15 protein-coding genes and 4 pseudogenes are annotated in these 16,024 nt (G+C 64.8%); 5 read left to right on the top strand and 14 right to left on the bottom strand.

What is annotated here, in order from left to right; all coding sequences use genetic code 11:
* Positions 1 to 66: 66 nt before the first annotated feature.
* On the bottom strand, positions 67 to 771 hold the full coding sequence (locus H040_RS01835; RefSeq protein ID WP_027919599.1) for an SOS response-associated peptidase family protein: 705 nt from the start codon (positions 769 to 771) through the stop codon (positions 67 to 69).
* Positions 772 to 873: 102 nt separating this feature from the next.
* On the opposite strand from H040_RS01835, the gene H040_RS01830 reads away from it, so the two are divergent.
* A complete protein-coding gene (locus H040_RS01830; protein WP_027919600.1) occupies positions 874 to 1,305 on the top strand; it encodes a LexA family protein in 432 nt (143 codons plus the stop codon).
* A gap of 6 nt (positions 1,306 to 1,311) precedes the next feature.
* Here the strand turns inward: H040_RS01830 and H040_RS01825 are convergent, their stop codons facing one another.
* Positions 1,312 to 2,514: an MFS transporter gene (locus H040_RS01825; RefSeq protein ID WP_027919601.1), complete on the bottom strand. Its 1,203-nt coding sequence runs from the start codon at positions 2,512 to 2,514 to the stop codon at positions 1,312 to 1,314.
* A 137-nt stretch (positions 2,515 to 2,651) separates the two neighbouring features.
* Here H040_RS01825 and H040_RS01820 point away from each other — a divergent pair, with 137 nt between their 5' ends.
* Complete coding sequence (locus H040_RS01820) at positions 2,652 to 3,926, top strand: Y-family DNA polymerase (RefSeq protein ID WP_027919602.1); 1,275 nt, start codon at positions 2,652 to 2,654, stop codon at positions 3,924 to 3,926.
* A gap of 175 nt (positions 3,927 to 4,101) precedes the next feature.
* On the opposite strand, the pseudogene H040_RS01815 reads toward H040_RS01820, so the two are convergent.
* The 3 genes and pseudogenes from H040_RS01815 to H040_RS01805 form a co-directional block, all read right to left on the bottom strand.
* Positions 4,102 to 4,209 (bottom strand): annotated as a pseudogene (locus H040_RS01815) (ArsB/NhaD family transporter); the annotation flags it as partial.
* Between the two features lie 102 nt (positions 4,210 to 4,311).
* Positions 4,312 to 5,403 (bottom strand): pyoverdine biosynthesis transaminase PtaA, encoded by a 1,092-nt coding sequence (ptaA, locus tag H040_RS01810; RefSeq protein WP_027919603.1) that lies wholly within the window; start codon positions 5,401 to 5,403, stop codon positions 4,312 to 4,314.
* Positions 5,404 to 5,500: 97 nt separating this feature from the next.
* Positions 5,501 to 6,082, bottom strand: a complete 582-nt coding sequence (locus H040_RS01805) for a biliverdin-producing heme oxygenase (protein WP_027919604.1) — start codon at positions 6,080 to 6,082, stop codon at positions 5,501 to 5,503.
* Between the two features lie 139 nt (positions 6,083 to 6,221).
* Here H040_RS01805 and H040_RS01800 point away from each other — a divergent pair, with 139 nt between their 5' ends.
* A complete protein-coding gene (locus H040_RS01800) occupies positions 6,222 to 6,761 on the top strand; it encodes a histidine phosphatase family protein (RefSeq protein WP_027919605.1) in 540 nt (179 codons plus the stop codon).
* Positions 6,762 to 6,780: 19 nt separating this feature from the next.
* Here H040_RS01800 and H040_RS01795 read toward each other — a convergent pair whose 3' ends face one another.
* Both H040_RS01795 and H040_RS01790 read right to left on the bottom strand, forming a co-directional pair.
* The gene (locus H040_RS01795) at positions 6,781 to 7,566 is read right to left on the bottom strand and encodes a sulfite exporter TauE/SafE family protein (RefSeq protein ID WP_027919606.1); all 786 of its coding nucleotides are present in this window, start codon (positions 7,564 to 7,566) and stop codon (positions 6,781 to 6,783) included.
* Positions 7,567 to 7,667: 101 nt separating this feature from the next.
* A pseudogene (locus H040_RS01790) lies at positions 7,668 to 7,994 on the bottom strand (cupin domain-containing protein); the annotation flags it as partial.
* Between the two features lie 42 nt (positions 7,995 to 8,036).
* Here H040_RS01790 and H040_RS01785 point away from each other — a divergent pair.
* Positions 8,037 to 8,216: pseudogene (locus H040_RS01785) on the top strand (hypothetical protein); the annotation flags it as partial.
* 45 nt (positions 8,217 to 8,261) lie between these two features.
* Here the strand turns inward: H040_RS01785 and H040_RS28000 are convergent.
* The 3 genes and pseudogenes from H040_RS28000 to H040_RS01775 all read right to left on the bottom strand — a co-directional run bounded on the left by H040_RS28000 (position 8,262) and on the right by H040_RS01775 (position 11,170).
* A complete protein-coding gene (locus tag H040_RS28000) occupies positions 8,262 to 9,002 on the bottom strand; it encodes a methyl-accepting chemotaxis protein (RefSeq protein ID WP_371260260.1) in 741 nt (246 codons plus the stop codon).
* A 117-nt stretch (positions 9,003 to 9,119) separates the two neighbouring features.
* Positions 9,120 to 10,148, bottom strand: a pseudogene (locus H040_RS27995) (HAMP domain-containing protein); the annotation flags it as partial.
* 143 nt (positions 10,149 to 10,291) lie between these two features.
* Positions 10,292 to 11,170 carry a LysR family transcriptional regulator gene (locus tag H040_RS01775; RefSeq protein ID WP_027919609.1) on the bottom strand — a complete coding sequence of 293 codons (879 nt, stop codon included), beginning with the start codon at positions 11,168 to 11,170 and terminating at the stop codon, positions 10,292 to 10,294.
* Between the two features lie 100 nt (positions 11,171 to 11,270).
* Here H040_RS01775 and H040_RS01770 point away from each other — a divergent pair, with 100 nt between their 5' ends.
* Positions 11,271 to 11,699 (top strand): PACE efflux transporter, encoded by a 429-nt coding sequence (locus tag H040_RS01770; protein WP_027919610.1) that lies wholly within the window; start codon positions 11,271 to 11,273, stop codon positions 11,697 to 11,699.
* A gap of 56 nt (positions 11,700 to 11,755) precedes the next feature.
* Here H040_RS01770 and H040_RS01765 read toward each other — a convergent pair whose 3' ends face one another.
* From H040_RS01765 to H040_RS01750, 4 genes are all read right to left on the bottom strand, one after another.
* Positions 11,756 to 12,820 carry a hypothetical protein gene (locus H040_RS01765; RefSeq protein WP_027919611.1) on the bottom strand — a complete coding sequence of 355 codons (1,065 nt, stop codon included), beginning with the start codon at positions 12,818 to 12,820 and terminating at the stop codon, positions 11,756 to 11,758.
* Positions 12,821 to 12,992: 172 nt separating this feature from the next.
* Entirely contained in the window at positions 12,993 to 13,673 is a 681-nt protein-coding gene (locus H040_RS01760; protein WP_027919612.1) for a GntR family transcriptional regulator, read from the bottom strand.
* Between the two features lie 16 nt (positions 13,674 to 13,689).
* Complete coding sequence (locus H040_RS01755; protein ID WP_027919613.1) at positions 13,690 to 14,394, bottom strand: FadR/GntR family transcriptional regulator; 705 nt, start codon at positions 14,392 to 14,394, stop codon at positions 13,690 to 13,692.
* A 44-nt stretch (positions 14,395 to 14,438) separates the two neighbouring features.
* Complete coding sequence (locus H040_RS01750; protein WP_027919614.1) at positions 14,439 to 15,749, bottom strand: C4-dicarboxylate transporter DctA; 1,311 nt, start codon at positions 15,747 to 15,749, stop codon at positions 14,439 to 14,441.
* Between the last annotated feature and the right edge of the window lie 275 nt (positions 15,750 to 16,024).

The raw sequence follows: 16,024 nt of genomic DNA, 5'->3' as shown, positions 1-16,024 counted from the left end.
GCGGCCTTGTGTCGGGAAAGGGCCGCGCAGTGGCCCCAGCTCAACCCGGCTACCGGCAGCCAGGTTTCAGGGCTGATGCTCGGCATCGAGCATTGCAATCAGTTCAGCCCCTTCGTTTCGCACGTTCCCCACTTCCTTGCCCACCGCAAACCATTCGAACGCCTCCACCGGCAAGCATTGCTCCCGCGCCAGGCGTTCGGCCTCCTCGGCAGGTACTTCCGGGTCGATCCACGCCCGCGCATGTTCCGGGCTCAGCACCAAGGGCCGGCGGTCATGTATATCGACCATTCCCGCATCACTGGCCGCCGTGATGATCACGAAGCCGTCCCCTTCATTCGGCTCCAGCCCCGCATGCACCTCGGCCAGCGCCGCCATGAACATCGGCGCCTGGCTTTTCAGGCGAATGAACCACGGCTGCTTGCGCTTGGGATCGTGCGGGTCGGTCACCCATTCATACCAGCCGTCGGCCATCACCAAGGCCCGCCCTTGCGGCCAGAGGGCCTTGAAAAACTTGCCGGTGGTCACCGTCTCGACCCGCGCATTGATCGGTGCCGGCCGTTTGCCCGTGGCCCAGAACGGCGCCCAGCCCCAGTGGCAAGGGTCGATGCGCAGGCCATCGGTGGCGTGATGCAGGATCAGCACGCGGCTGCCGGGGGCGACGTTGTAGCGACCGACGGGCACGTTGTCGTAGCCGCTGATCACGTCCTGCTCGGCGTCCAGTTCACGCAGGTAGTCGGCCAGGCCCTGGTACTGGGCGAAGCGTCCGCACATGGCATGTACCCCCACTTGTCGAAATACCCTACGGCGAAATTGACCGGATACTCGCTACGTCGTTTACTGTATATGCATACAGTTTACTATCAAGGCCGTCTCATGACTTCCATCCTGGGTCCCATCACGGGCGGCAGTGCTGCCGTACCGCGCTATCTGTTTCGCATCCCGGCGGGTTTTCCGTCGCCAGCCGCCGACCACATGGAGCAGCCTATTTCGCTGGACGAGCTGCTCAACCTGCGCGCACCGCATATCTATCTGGTCAGAATAGACGGCGACAGCATGCAAGGCGCCGGTATCTTCGATGGCGACCTGGTGCTGGTCGACCGCTCGATCGAGGCGCGTCATGGCCATATCGTGATTGCTGCCGTCAACGGCGAGCCACTGTGCAAGCGCCTGCAGCGGGTTGCCGGGCAAGTGTTGCTGCACTCCGAGAACCCACGCTATGCGCCACGCTACATCATGGAGGGTGACGACTTCACGATCTGGGGCGTGGTGACCTTCAGCGTGCGCAGCCATGACCCGGCCGCCTGAGCGGGCTCAGCGCAGCAGCGTCACGCCCAGCAACGTGGCACCGGCAAACCCCGCCCCGACCAGGAAGGTCGCCTGGAACCCGGCGCCATCCCACAACAGCCCGGCCACCACGCTGGCGGCCAGCAGCGCCACCCCGGTCAGCAGGTTGAACAGGCCGAATGCCGTGCCGCGCAGGTTGGCCGGCGCGCTGTCGGCGATCAGCGCAGCGAAGATGCCCTGGGTGAAGCCCAGGTGCAGGCCCCAGGCCGCCACGCCCAGTGCCAGCCCGGCCCAGCCCGGCGCCAGGGCCAGCAACAGGTCGGCGCCGATCAGCAGGCCTAGCCCCATCATCAGCACGCCACGGCGGCCCAGGTGGTCCGACAGCGCGCCGGCCGGGTAGGCCGACAGCGAGTAGGCCAAGGCCATGAGCACCAGTACCGCGGGGGCCCACAACGGCGCCAGGCCCATGTCCTGGGCGCGCAGCAGCAGAAATGCCTCGCTGAAACGGGCCAGGGTGAACACCATGGCCAGGCCGATCAGCCGCCAGTAGGCGGGCCCCAGGCGTGCCAGTTCATGCAGTGCCAGGGGCGAGCGCACTGGCCGCGCACCGGGCGCCACCTCGGGTTCGCGAACGAAGGCGATGAGAATGGCCACGGCGACGAACGCTGGGATCACCGCCACCCAGAACACCGTCTGGAAATGGCTCGCCGTCAGCCACATCAATGCCATCGCCAGCAACGGGCCGAGGAAGGCGCCGACGGTGTCCAGCGCCTGGCGCAGGCCGAATGCCGCGCCACGCAGTTCGGGCGGGGTCACATCGGCCACCAGCGCATCGCGGGGAGCGCCGCGGATGCCCTTGCCGATACGGTCGACGAAGCGTGCAGCCATCAGCCATTCCAGCCCGGAGGCCATGGGGAACACCGGCTTGGTCAGTGCGCCCAGGCCATAGCCCAGCACCGTCAGCAGCTTGCGCTTGCCGAGGCGGTCGCTGAGCGCGCCAGAGAAGACCTTGGTGATCGACGCGGTGGCTTCGGCGATGCCCTCGATGACGCCGACGGCGACCACCGAAGTACCGAGCACGGTGACCATGTACAGCGGCAGCAGGGCGTGGATCATCTCCGAGGAAATGTCCATGAACAGCGAGACGAACCCCAGCGCCCAGACACTGCGAGGAATCTTCGGCATGGCCTTGGCGGTGGCGGCTTGCTCGGTTTTTTCGGCGCTGCGCATCGGAAGCCTCGGCGGGGTTGTCACAGTTCGAAACTGTAGGAGCCTGTGTGCAGGATGCAAATCGGATGAGTGGCTGGAGGCATCGGCGGAGTGTTGTGATTAACTGTATATAAATACAGTATTGTTGATGTCGCCCGATGAAACCCACACCTGTCTTTGCCCTGATCGACTGCAACAGTTTCTACGCGAGCTGCGAGCGGGTGTTTCGCCCCGACCTGCAGCGCACGCCCATCGTCGTGCTGAGCAACAACGACGGCTGCATCGTCGCCCGCAGCGCCGAGGCCAAGCCTTTGGTAAAAATGGGCCAGCCGTACTTTCAGGTGAAGGACCTGCTGCGGCGCCACGGGGTGGTGGCATTTTCCTCCAACTATGCGTTGTACGGTGACATGAGCCAGCGGGTGATGACGGTGATCGAAGGCATGGTCCCGGCGCTGGAGGTGTATTCCATCGACGAGGCCTTCGCCGACCTGGCCGGCATGCCTGGCGACCTTGAGCACCTTGGCCGCGACATCCGCGCCCGGGTGCTCAAGCACACCGGTATTCCGGTTGGGGTCGGTATCGCGGGCACCAAGACCCTGGCCAAACTGGCCAACCACGCAGCCAAGCGCTGGTCGGTGCAGAGCGGTTGGGTGGTCGATCTGCGTGATCCGGTAAAGCGCGAATGGGTGTTGAAAAAATGCGATGTGTCCGAGGTCTGGGGCATTGGCAAACGCCTTACCGCACACCTGCAAGAGCTAGGTATCCGCACCGCCTGGGACCTGTCCCGCGCCAACCCTGGCCTGCTGCGCAAGACGTTCAGCGTGGTGGTGGAAAAGACCGCCCGTGAACTGGCCGGCACGCCGTGCCTGCAACTGGATGAAGTCGACCCGCCACGCCAGGAAATCTGCTGCAGCCGCATGTTCGGCCAGCGCCTGACCGAACTCGCGCCGCTCAAGGAAGCCGTGGCCACCTACGTGATGCGCGCGGCGCAAAAGCTGCGCAAGCAGCGCTCGCTGGCGCAGCGGATGCGGGTGAGCATCCGCACCGGCATGTTCAACCCCGATGAGCCGCGCTACGCCAACGGCGTGGTCGTGCAGTTGCCATACCCGACCGATGACGAGCGGCTGCTGACACGCATGGCGCTGGAGGCGGTGGAGCGGGTATATCGCGAAGGGTTTCGCTACAGCAAGGCCGAGGTGCTGCTGATGGAGCTGTGCCAGCGTGGGGAAGTGACCGGAGATCTGTTTACGCCGACGCAGAGCGTGAAGGCCGAGCGGGTCATGCAGGTGATCGATGGCGTTAACGGGCGCTGGGGGAGGGGGACGCTTCGCAGTGCGGCGGTGCCGGCGACGGCGCAGTGGGCGATGCGGCGGGAGTTGATGAGTGCGGGGTTTACCACGCAGATGGCAGGGTTGTGGCGGGTCAATCCTTGAGCCCGTTGGCTCTGCTACGCGGATCGAGTACTTCAGGCACTTTCGCCCGGTGTATTGCGCCATGGTGGCCCGCTTTTACATCACGGGTGGACTTCAGCAGTGCGTTGCCGATGTGGCGTGCGGCATCGCGAATCTTCGACTCTTTCTCAGTAAGCGGCATGGTGAGCGCCTTCGCTACCATCACCCCCTTGCGCGCCAGCACATGCAGCCACAGCAAGGTCGCCAGGCTGGCGATCGGGGTAATCTTCGGCCCCAGGTCGCAGCCGATCACGTTGGCGCATACAGGTAAGGGCTTGGAGCCGATGGGAACAGTGCTGACTGCAGACGGCCGGGAGTGCCCAGGCGTTCCGCCTGGCAGGCAGCTGCAGCCCAAGGCTCCACGCGGCTATCCGGCGGTCACCCTGGCAAAAGCTGCCCGAAAGCGCAGCATGTCCTGTTCATCGCCGACACTCACCCGCACCCAGTTCGGCCAGCTTGGCCACACCCGGCCCACCAGCACGCCATGTTTGGCCAGGCGCTCGACTACCGGCTGTGCCGGCCCACGCATGTCGATCATGAAGCAGTTGGTCTGTGACGCCGTACACCGCCAGCCGCGCTCGCCGAGCCAGGCGATGGTGTGGTCGCGCAGGCGGGCGTTTTCGGCCTTGCGCTGTGGCACCAACTGCTGGTCGTTCAGGCTCGCCAGCCCTGCCAGCAAGGTCGATGCAGCGGCTACGTTGTCGCCGTCATACACCGCCAGGCGCTTGAGCAATGGCGCCTGCCCGATGGCCAGGCCAAGGCGCGCCCCGGCCATGCCGTAGAGCTTGGAAAACGTCTGCAGCACCAGCAGTTGCGGGTGCTCCTTGACCAGGCTGATGCAGCTTTGGGCGTCGCTGAAATGGATATACGCCTCATCCACCAGCACCACGCTGCCGGCCGGTGCGTGCTTGAGCAGGCGTTCGATATCGCACCGCTCAGTCAGCGTGCCGGTCGGGTTGTTGGGGTTACACAGATAGATCAGCCCAGGGGCGCTGTCGGCCGCCAGCATGGCATCGATGTCATGGGCATGGCGCGCATCCAGGGCCACTGCATGCACGGCGCTGCCATGACTTCTGGCGGCTTCGGCGGCCGCTTCATAGGAAGGCTCGGCGAGCACCAGGCTCCGGGGGCCGGTGAAGGCCATCACGGCGTGCTGCAGGGCTAGTTTAGAGCCACAGAACACTTGTACCTGCGACGACGCCAGGCCATGTTCGGCAGCGAAGGTGTCGATCAGCCGGTACTGCGCCTTGTACGGGTAGCGCCCGCATTGCTCGATGCCGTCGCGCATCGCCTGGCGGGCAGCGGGGCTTGGGCCCCAGGGGCTTTCGTTGTAGTTGATGCGTACCGGGCCTTGGTCGGTGCCTGGCGCAGCGGGGGCTTCGTCGGCCCAGCCCAGTTGGCCCAGCAACGGCAGGGCCATGCCCAGGCCCACCAACGAGCGACGTGTCATATCGGTCATGAATCGACTTCCTTGCTGTCATTGGATACAGCAAGGAACGAGAACCGCCGCTGTGAATTAACAGTGGCAAAACGCCAATAAGGGCCCAGTGCAGGCTCTAATTCAAGACATTGCGCTGGCCGAGCCACGCTTCGAAACGGCCGAACGTGTCGATGGCGGCCTGTACCGTGATGGCCTGTGCCGGCGCTGCAGCCGATGCCTGGCCAAGCCGTTCGAGGAAGCTTCGCCAGTAGCTGCCGGTCAGCTCGCCGTACACATCGAGGAAGGCTGCACCGCTGTCGTGGCCGATGCCCAGGCGCTCGGCCATTGCCCGCTTGAGCACCTGGCCACCCAGGGTCGAGCCTTCCAGGACGTACATCACGCCCAGCGCGCTGGCCTCGTCGCGGATGGTGGGCAGTGCCTGGCACAGTGGGAGGGCGTCGATGTCGGCTTCAGTCAGGTCCAGAGCCCGCAGGTCGCGGGCCAAGGCCGCGGCCTTGCGGCGCTCTGGCCCCTGATAGTCGCTCAGCTGATTTTCCAGGGGGGCATGAAAGCCATAGTAGGCCTGCAGCAGGCGACGGTAAGCTGCGCTATCGAAGCCAGGGCTGAAGAAGGGCAGGCGCGCCTCCAGCGCCTTGTGGCAGTCGCGGGTGCCTTCGCGCAGGGCGAGCAGCAAGGGGCTAGGTGTGGAGCTGGGCATCGGTCTGTCTCTGCTGGCATTTCGCCTGATTGGAGTGGCGATGCTAACCCGACGTTCCGCATTGGCGTGACTTTGTTGCGGTAAAAATGCGGCCGGCGTGTTAAACCAGTCGGCCTGACTTTCAGTGAAGAACGTCCTGGTGAAAGCCGTACGCCTGACCTTGCTCTGCCACGCCCTGACCCAGGCCCAGAAAAGCGGGCGTCTGGCGCAGCCCGACGACGGCATTTTACCCTTGGCCGTGGAGCCTTTGGCGATCACCCTTGGCACGCAGCTGCTGGCTGCGCCAGAGCAGCGTGCGGCACAGACGGCGGCGTGGCTGTCGTCGCAGGTGCAGAGCGAGCCGGCGTTGGCCGATTGCGCCCTCGGCCATTGGCAGGGTTTGCCGCTCAAGCAATTGCAGGCCGAACAGCCGCAGGCGTTGGCACAGTGGCTCAATGACCCTGTCAGCGCGCCCCATGGCGGTGAGTCGTTCGCGCAGGTGTGCGAACGCGTGGGGGCTTGGTTGATGGCCTTCGACAGGCCGGGGGAATGGCTGGCGGTGACTCATCCCTGGGTGATTCGCGCTGCGCTGGTGACGGTGCTGGAGTGCCCGCTGGCTGCCGCGCAGCGGATCGATGTGCTGCCGTTATCGCGTATCGAGTTGAGCTTTACAGGGCAATGGCGCTTGCGTCTGGGCTGAGCAAGCGTCGTTTGCCGGGTCAGAATGCCAGCTTGTAGCCGATCAGCAGCAACATGGTCGCCAGGCAAGGGCGCAGCACGCGGTCGGAGATAAGCCCGGTGAGGTGGCTGCCCATGTAGATGCCCGGCAGCGAGCCCAGCAGCAGGTAGCCCAGCAGTGACCAGTCCATGTTGCCCATGCCGGCGTGGCCGATACCGGCGACCAGGGTCAGGGGCACGGCGTGGGCGATTTCGGTACCGACCAGGCGGCGTGTGGCAAGGAACGGGTAGAGCAGGAACAGCGCCACGGTGCCCAATGCCCCCGCGCCGATTGACGTGAGGGTGACCATGACACCCAGTACCACCCCGGTCAGCAAGGTGAGGGTGTTCAGGCTGCGGTCGCTGAGGTGGTAGTGATCACCGGCGTGGCGGCTGGCGAACGCTTGCAGGCGCGACTTGAACAGGATCGCCAGGGCGGTGAGGATCAGCACCACCGCCAGGCCCTGCTTGATGATCGCGTTCAGCGCCGTGGTGTCGGTGTGCAGGGTGCTGAGGAACCACAGGGTCAGCGCCGCCGCCGGTACGCTGCCGAGGCTGAGCAGGCCGGTGATCTTCCAGTCGATGTTCTTGTTACGGGCATGTACCCAGATGCCACCGCCCTTGGTGATGGCGGCATACAGCAGATCGGTGCCCACGGCAGTCGCCGGGTTGATACCGAACCACAGCAGGATCGGGGTCATCAGCGAGCCGCCACCGACGCCGGTCATGCCGACGATGAAACCCACAACCAGTCCGGCAATGGTGAAACCGAAAGATCCTACATCCATACGCTACTCAACTGCCCAGCTTTGCCCGTTATCGGATGCAGCCAGCATATAGATTTTTTTATAGCCAAATAGACTTGTTCGTTATTAGGTTATAACCGGCCTCAGCGATCGGTCATCACCACCATCACATGGGCATCGCCGCCATCCTCGCTCTCTGACAGGTAGATGTGCCCCACCTGGCTGTCGAAGTAGGCCGTTTCCTGTGGGCCGATGCTGACGGCCTCACCGGTCTCGAATTCGATGCGCACCCGGCCACTGAGCACGACCGCGAACGCCTGGCACGGGTGGCGGATAAAATCGTCGAACTGGCCGCGTTCGCGAGCGATGATGCGGGCGTAGGCGGGGGTCATGCGTCGTTGTGGGAAGGCGCCGGTGATCGGGTGGTAATCGTAGGTGCCGGTGGCATATCCCGCTGCGGCCGGCAACGTTCGTTCGTCGCCGACGGTGACCTGGTGATCGGCTTCGACCCCCGGATGCCAGCGTTGGTGACCGGAGTGGTGGCATTCGTCTGTAGCCTGGTGGGGTTCATCAGCCTGGTGGGCCAGGTGTATCCGCTGTTCGGCTATCTGGGCTCTGTGCTGATGGCGGCAGTGTTGCTGGCCTGGGTGCGGCGCGGCAGGAGCGCCAAGGCTGTGGTCGCGCAGTGCTGAGGGGCCTCGTCGGCAAGTGCGTGCTCGCCGACGAAGCGTGCTGCATCAGATGCGGAAGCTGCCCACCAGCTGCTTCAGGCGCCCGGCCTGCTGAGCCAGGGCATCGCAATGCTGCAGGGTCTGGTTGAGGTTCTCTACCCCTTGCTGGTTCAGCGCGTTGATCTGGGTGATGTCTAGGTTCAGGCTCTCGACCACCGCGGTCTGCTCCTCGGTAGCCGTGGCCACCGACTGGTTCATGCCGTCGATTTCGCCAATGCGCTGGGTCACGCTGGCCAGGCGCTCGCCGGCCTGGTTGGCCACCTGCACGGTCTGTTCGCTGGAGACCTGGCTGGTGTTCATGGTGTGCACCGCCTCGCGCGAGCCTACCTGCAGGCTGGTGATCATGCGGTGGATCTCTTCAGCCGATTCCTGGGTCCGGTGTGCCAGGTTGCGCACCTCGTCGGCGACCACGGCAAAGCCGCGCCCGGCTTCCCCGGCACGGGCGGCTTCGATGGCGGCGTTGAGCGCCAGCAGGTTGGTCTGCTGGGAAATGCCCTTGATCACGTCGAGGATCTTGCCGATCTCGTCGGTGCTGGCATTGAGGGTTTCGATCTGTTCGCAAGACTCGCTGATGCGCTGCGACAGCGCGGTCATCGCGCTGATCGCCTGCTCGACCACTTCACGGCCACCCTGGGCCTGGTCGCTGGCACCGCTGGCGTGTTGCGAGGCATCGGCGGCATTGCGGGCGATCTCCTGGGTGGCGGCGCCCAGCTGGTTGATCGCCGCCGCCACGCTGTTGGTGCGCATGCTTTGTTCTTCGGAACCGATGATCGAGGCATTGGACGCGTTGACCACTTTCTCCGACAGGTCGTGCACCAGGCGGGTGGCCGAGGACACTTCGCTGATGGAGGTGTGGATGCGTTCGACGAAGCGGTTGAACGCGCTGGCCAGTTCGCCGAATTCGTCCTTGTGCTGCACGTCGAGGCGGCGGGTCAGGTCGCCTTCACCTTCGGCGATGTCGCGCATGGCGCGGCCCATGGTGGTCAGCGGGCGCATCAGCACCGGAATCAGCAGGCCGAGCAGCACGGCAATGGCGACCACGGCGATGAGCATGGCGATGATCGCCGAGGTGCGGAACTGGCTGAGTGCGGCGTAGGCCTTGGCCTTGTCGATCGACAGGCCGATGTACCACTGCGCCGACGGCAGGCCCGATACCGGGGCGAACGAGATCAGCCGTTCCTCGCCGTTGAGGGTGACATCCTGCATGCCGGCGGTCACGCGCAGGCCGCTGCCGGGGTAGATGTCCTTGAGGTTCTTCATCAGCTGGTCTTTGTCGGGGCTGACGATCACCTGGCCACTGCTGTCGGCGAGGAAGGCGTGGCCGATGCCGCCGAAGTCGACCGAGTTGATGATCTCGACCAAGGTGTCGAGGGTCAGGTCGCCGCCGACCACGCCGATCAGCTCGCCGCTGTGCTTGCTTTTCACCGGTACTGCGATGGTCACCATCAGGCCGCCGACTGCGCCCTGGTACGGCGCGGTGAGCACGGTCTGGCCAGCGCTGACCGCACTGGCGTACCACGGTCGCTGGCGCGGATCGTAACCGGCCGGCATCTGCGTGTCAGGGCGCTGGGTGAATACGCCGTTGGCTTGGCCCAGGTAGGTAAAAAGGAAATTTCGCGTGTAGGAAGGCTGCTCGATCAGCCCACCGAGGGTTTCTCCTGCCCCTTGTTCGGCAATGTCCTGCGCCAGGTTTTCCAGCACCAGAATGCGCCCGCTCATCCAGTTCTGCACGCTGCTGGCGGTCAGCGCGCCGGCCTGTTGCACGGACGATTCGATGTTCTGGCGAAGGGTATTGCGTTGCAGATAATCGTTGTAGAGCGTGAACAGCGCAAAGGCCAGCACCACGACACCGCAGGCGCTGAGGAGGATCTTGTGGCGAAATTTCAGGTTCATGTTTCGAGACCTTGAGCCATGGAGGGGAGGGCGCCGCGCGCTTGTGGCGCGAAGGCGGGGCCTGTCTCCTGGGATATCGGCTCGGCCGGTAAAAGGTTGAAACACTTACCAATTTTCTTTGGCCCAGGTCGACGGACGGTGGGCTAGCCGGCGGCCAATAGATCGATCAGCAGGCGTGCGCCCTGGCGCAGCGGTTGCTGCTTGCGCCAAAAGGCATGTATCGGCAGCTGCAGCTCGTTGCGGGTATTGCGAAATTGCAGCCGCACCAGGCGGCCGGCATCGACCAGTGGCGCCACGCGTGCCAGTGGCAGGTCACCCCAGCCAAGGCCGGCTTCGACCATCTGCAGGGCCAGGTCGAAACTGTCGGTGGACCAGTGTGTGGCGCCGATCAACGGGCGAGGGTCGAGCAGTGGCAGGTCGCGGCTGCGGACCAGGATCTGGCGCACATTGACCAGGTCTTCGAGGAAGTGGATGCGGCCCTCGAGCAGGGCTGGGTGGGCCGGCGCCAAGGTGGCCACCAGCGACTCCATGCCGATGTGCTGGAAGCTGCGGCGGGCATCGACCTGCAAGCCGGCGAAGGCCAGGCACAGGTCTGCACGGCCGCTGTCGAGCAGGTGCAGGGCTTCTTCCTGAGGGGCACTCAGCAGCTGGATGTCGAGCAGCGGGTAGCGTGCGCCCAGGCTGGCAATGGCCGCCAGCAGCGGGCGATGGTCGATATCGGGGACCACGGCCAGGGTCAGGCTGCTCTCCAGGCCTTGGGACAGCTCGAGCGCGTGCACCTGCAGCAGGCCCAGCTGTTCGGCGATCAGCCGCGCATGGGGCTCGAGGGCCAGGGCCTGGGCGGTGGCGCGGACCTCGCGTGAGCCGCGCTCGAACAGGCTGTAACCCAGTTCGGCTTCAAGGTTGCCGATGGCCATGCTGACCGCCGAGGGTACGCGCTGCAGGGCGCGGGCGGCGGCGGAAAACGAGCCGCGGTCGAGCACGGCGAGAAAAAGCTGGATGTTGTCGCTTGAAAAATTCATGGCAGCCTCCTGTCAGTCAATCTGAAAGCTGCTGACTTTTTCTGTCAAGCGGATTGAATCATCCTTGCGCCTCATCGCATTTCGACACATGAGGTAACCCGTGCAGGGCGTCAAACGCAAACTGGTCTATGTGACCGCCTATGAACTGATCGGCCTGTGCATGTCGACGCTGGGGCTGGCCTATCTGTCGGACACCCAGGCGTCGCACACCGGGCCGCTGGCGGTGATGATCACCACCATCGCCATGCTCTGGAACCTGATCTACAACAGCCTGTTCGAGTACTGGGAGAGCCGCCAGCCCAAGCGCGGGCGCAGCGTGGCGCGGCGGGTGGTGCATGCCATCGGTTTTCAGCTGACTTTGGTGGTGTATCTGATTCCGCTGATTGCCTGGTGGCTGGACATGAGCCTGGTGGAGGCGTTTCTGGTCGACCTGGCGTTCATCATTCTGATTCCGTGCTACACCTTCGCCTACAACTGGGCATTCGACCGGATCTTTGGTTTGCCGACCTCGGCCATGGCCGCTGCCTGAGGCGACCTGTCCCGGCCTCTTCGCGGGCTTGCCTGCGAAGAGGCCGGGACCGTCTGCTACGGCAGGCGTATCAGCAAAGGCTCCTGGGGTGCTGGTGCTTGCCGCTGTTGGGTCTGCTGCTGCATGGATGGCTGTGGCGCGGTGGCCAGCAGGCTGTCTTCAACCTGCCCCGACAAGTAGTACACCCCCGCCAGCGCGCCGCTCTGGCGGTTCTCCATCAGCTCCTGCCATTCCTGGTTGAGCGCGACGTTGAGGATGACCCGCAACTGCTCGACCATCTGCGGCTGGTCACGGTTGTGGGTCATCATGCCGTAACCGGTCGCTGCAATGGAAATCATGGCCCCGGCCACCTTGCCGACGGCGCTGGCTACGGCGCTGGCAATGCCGCGCGGCGCCAGGGTGGCACCGAGTTTTTCGCTGGCATTGGTCGCCACGGACGACAAGCCCACGTCGGTTTTCCCCGGGCCTTTGCTGGCCTGCTTGTGCAAGTGCTCGCGCAACGCCAGCCAGGCCGGCTGCTGATCCAGTGACTTGGCGCGCAGCAATTGATACAGCGTGGCATTGCGGGCCTGCGGTGGCCCCAGGTTGATCGCCGGGATGCGATTCAGGCGCTGGCTGAATGCTTCGGGCGCGGCGTTGTAACGCTGGATGATGGCCGGCAATTGCTGGCCGAGCAGTTGCACGTAAAGCTCACAGGCACGATCGCGGATGCCTTCGGGGTTGATCTGCTCGGCCACCGGTTCGATTACCCGCTCGTGGTACTGCTCCTGCAGGTACAGCGCCAGGCGCTTCTCTGCAGGCTCACGGCCTTCGCCGCTGTCGAGCTTGTACCAGGCCACCTTCATGGTCAGCCATTGCTGGGTCCAGTAGCCGGTGAACCAGGGGATGAAGTCGTTTTCGGTGCGCTGCTGCACCTGCTCCTTCCATACCCGCATCGAGCGCCGCGCATAGTCGTTGGCAGAGCCGGCAGCGCCGACCGAGGCCTCGATCAATTCCTGGTCGATGCGCTGCCAGGCCGCGGGGTCGAGCACCGCCGGTGGCGGAGCGGCTGGTGGGCGTTTGCCGGCGCAGCCGGCGATGGCCAGCAAGAAGCACAGCAGGATCAACAGGCGTGGGCTCACTCGGCTGCCTCCCTTGGGGTAGAGGCTGGGTGGTTATCCGAGTATAGGGCGGTGCTGATGGGGCTGCCCTGCAGCCCATCGCCGGCAAGCCGGCTCCTGTGCAGGGCTTGAATCTTGCGCTATCCCAGCAGGCGCCGCGCTTGCCGGCGATGGGCCGCACAGCGGCCCCGGCTCAATCCAGGTCGAGCTTGTCTTCCAGGCGGTCCAGGTGTTCATGCATCAACGTCAGCGCCGCACCCGAGTCACCCGCCTCGACGGCATCGATGATCGCCGCATGCTCTTCCCAGGCGCAGTGGTCGCAGCAAGGCGATTCGTAACGGGCGATGATCAGCGAGGTCATCGGCACCAGGCCGTTGAGAAAGCGCGCCAGCGGTGCATTGGCCGCCACCTGGGCGAGTTTGAGATGGAACTCGCCACCCAAGCGGATGGCGGCGCAGCGCTCGCCGTGTTCGTGGTGCTGGCGCTCGCGCTCGACCAGCTGGCGCAGCTGACGGATCTGCGCTGGCCGGGCACGCTGGGCGGCCAGGCTGATCAGGGTGGTTTCGGCCAGGCGCCGGGCGCTGAGCACCTGGCGTGCCTGCTCAGGGTCGGGGGCGGCCAGGTGGGCGGTGTGGCTGGGGCGCTGCACCACCACTTGCTGGTCCGACAGGCGCCCGAGCACCCGGCGGATCACCGTGCGACTCACCCCGAAGGCATTGCCCAGGGCCTGTTCGGGCAACAGGCTGCCCGGCGGCAGGCGCTGCTCGAGGATCGCATCGAACAGGCGTGGGTAGATCTGCTCGGCCGAAAGGCGGGTCTCGCCAGCGGCGAGCAGGGCAGGCAGGCGGGGGGCGGCGTGGGCGCAGGCGGTCATGGTCGCTCTCCTGGTGTCATTGGCCGGGCTGGTCGTCCGGGATGTTGAGTTGAATGCCCATGCGCTGGCCCTCGGCGAGGATGTGCTGGCGCATCTGGGCGCTGGCGTGGGCGCTGTTGCGTTCACGAATGGCGCGCACCACGGCTTCGTTTTCCTTGAGCCGCGCGGCCAGGTGCTCGGGTGAGTTGCGCAGCATGCTGGCGCTCTGCTTGAGGGCGTTGCCGGTCTGCTGTACCACGCTCTGGAAGATCGGGTTGGTGGTCAGGGCGAACAGTGCCTCGTGGAACGCGATGTAGGCCTTGACCCCGGCTTCGCTGTCATCGGCTTCCAGGGCTTCGCGCATGTCCATCAGGGTCAGGCGCAGTTGGCCGATGTCCTGGTTGTTGGCCGATTGCGCGACCAGGCCGACGATGAACGGTTCGAGGGTGTAGCGCAGCTCCAGCACATCGGCCAGGCTGGCCGCTGCGGTACTTTCGGTGGTTGGGTCCTGGGGCGCCGCCTCGGCGTCCAGCACCAGCACCCCTTTACCCGGCAGCGCACGCACCAGGCCCAGGGTTTCCAGCACGGTCACGGCTTCGCGCAGGCTGGGGCGGCTGATGCCCAGTTGCTCGGCAAGCTCGCGCTGGCCGGGCAGCATGTCGCCGGAGCGCCACTGGCCACGGGCCAAGGCCTGGCGCAGTTTTTCCACCACTGAGTTGACGACGGTCGATGAGCTGATCACGGTTTGCTCCTGGAAGGGCCGGCGCCGGCGCCGGCCACTTTGGCTCAGAATTCCTGTTGATGGGGGTTGGCTTGCTTGCGTGGCGCAGGGGCGAAGCCGGGTTTGCCATCGAGTACGTTCTGAGCACGTTCCAGATCGATGTCCTTTTCCCAGCGGGCAATGGCCACGGTGGCCACGCAGTTGCCGATCAGGTTGGTCAGTGCCCGGCCAATGCCCATGAACCAGTCCACCGCCAGCACCAGCACCAGGCCCACCACCGGGATCGCCGGCACGGCGGTCAGGGTCGCGGCTAGGATCACCAGCGCCGAGCCTGGGATGCCGTGAGCACCCTTGGAAGTCACCAGCGACACCAGCAGGATGGTCAGCAGGTCGGTCATTTCCAGTGGCGTGCCGGTGGCATTGGCGATGAACACGATGGCCAGGGTCAGGTAGATGGAGAAACCGTCGAGGTTGAACGAGTAGCCGGTGGGGATCACCAGGCCGACGGTGGAGCTGCCGATACCCAGGTGTTCCAGCTTGCGCATGATCTGCGGCAGTACGGCGTCGGACGAAGCGGTGCCGAGGACGATGGTCAGTTCTTCACGCAGGTACTTGATGAACGGCAGCAGTTTCAGGCCCGACACGCGCATCACGGTACCCAGGATGATCAGCACGAAGCCGGCGCAGGTCAGGTAGAACAGTGCCACCAGGCCGCCCAGGTGCTGCAGCGACTCCAGGCCGTACTTGCTGGTGGTGAAGGCAATGGCACCGAACACACCGATCGGCGCCAGGCGCACGATCATGCCCATGATGCGGAAGATCACGTGGCTCAGCTCGTTGATCAGCCGCGAGATGCCGGCGGCCGATTCGCCTACCAGGTTCAGGGCGCTGCCGAACAGCACCGAGAACAGCAGCACCTGGAGGATGTTGTTGTCGGCGAAGGCACCGACCACCGAGGTCGGGATCAGGTCCATGAAGAACGCCGTGGCCCCGTGGATATGCTGACCGCGCTCGGCCAGGCCGTTGGCGTCGGCAGTGGAGAGCTGGTCAAGGTGAATGTTGGCGCCGCTGCCGATGCCGCTGCTGAAGGCGAACACCAGGCCGATGACCAGGGCGATGGTGGTCAGCACTTCGAAGTAGATCACCGATTTAAGGCCGATGCGTCCGACCTTCTTCAGGTCGCCGGCGCCGGAAATGCCGCTGACCACCACGCAAAAGACGATCAGGCCGATAAGCATCTTGATCAGCTTGATGAAGCCATCGCCTAGGGGTTTGAGTTGCAGGGAGAGGTCGGGGAAGCTGAGGCCGCAGGCGATGCCGAGGGCAAGGCCGAGCACGACTTGCAGGAAGATCGAACGCGAGCACCATTTGAGCATGGGAGTGATCTCTGATCGGTGTCCTTGCTTCGGTGCCGCACGGGGCGAAAGAGCGCAGGACTTCATTATTGTTGTGGTCTTACCGGTTTGTTCAGCGCGGGATCATAAAACCGCGAAAAATCCTACATTGCAAGGGATTTTGGCCTTACCGGTCTGACCAGTTGTGGGGCATTTGCGCAGGCCAGGCTCTAGTTCGGTGCAGGGGAGGTAAACAGCGGCGCTTTCGCGCAGGGGGAATCAGGGCGCTGGCCGGCGCGAAGGGTTTCTTTGCAATC

The sequence above is a fragment of the Pseudomonas sp. URMO17WK12:I7 genome (assembly GCF_003269045.1).
GTDB lineage: Bacteria > Pseudomonadota > Gammaproteobacteria > Pseudomonadales > Pseudomonadaceae > Aquipseudomonas > Aquipseudomonas putida_J.
The sequence above is the reverse complement of the archived record's forward strand: the minus strand, read 5'-3'. Positions and strand labels throughout refer to the sequence as shown.

What these genes read in the sequence shown, in the direction of transcription:
- H040_RS01750 (WP_027919614.1), bottom strand. Translation starts at nt 15,749, where the DNA reads ATGCTCAAATGGTGCTCGCGTTCGATCTTCCTGCAAGTCGTGCTCGGC.
- ptaA (WP_027919603.1), bottom strand. Translation starts at nt 5,403, where the DNA reads ATGACCGATATGACACGTCGCTCGTTGGTGGGCCTGGGCATGGCCCTG.
- H040_RS01805 (WP_027919604.1), bottom strand. Translation starts at nt 6,082, where the DNA reads ATGCCCAGCTCCACACCTAGCCCCTTGCTGCTCGCCCTGCGCGAAGGC.
- H040_RS01775 (WP_027919609.1), bottom strand. Translation starts at nt 11,170, where the DNA reads ATGAATTTTTCAAGCGACAACATCCAGCTTTTTCTCGCCGTGCTCGAC.
- H040_RS01825 (WP_027919601.1), bottom strand. Translation starts at nt 2,514, where the DNA reads ATGCGCAGCGCCGAAAAAACCGAGCAAGCCGCCACCGCCAAGGCCATG.
- H040_RS01830 (WP_027919600.1), top strand. Translation starts at nt 874, where the DNA reads ATGACTTCCATCCTGGGTCCCATCACGGGCGGCAGTGCTGCCGTACCG.
- H040_RS01760 (WP_027919612.1), bottom strand. Translation starts at nt 13,673, where the DNA reads ATGACCGCCTGCGCCCACGCCGCCCCCCGCCTGCCTGCCCTGCTCGCC.
- H040_RS01835 (WP_027919599.1), bottom strand. Translation starts at nt 771, where the DNA reads ATGTGCGGACGCTTCGCCCAGTACCAGGGCCTGGCCGACTACCTGCGT.
- H040_RS01820 (WP_027919602.1), top strand. Translation starts at nt 2,652, where the DNA reads ATGAAACCCACACCTGTCTTTGCCCTGATCGACTGCAACAGTTTCTAC.
- H040_RS01795 (WP_027919606.1), bottom strand. Translation starts at nt 7,566, where the DNA reads ATGGATGTAGGATCTTTCGGTTTCACCATTGCCGGACTGGTTGTGGGT.
- H040_RS28000 (WP_371260260.1), bottom strand. Translation starts at nt 9,002, where the DNA reads ATGCGCACCAACAGCGTGGCGGCGGCGATCAACCAGCTGGGCGCCGCC.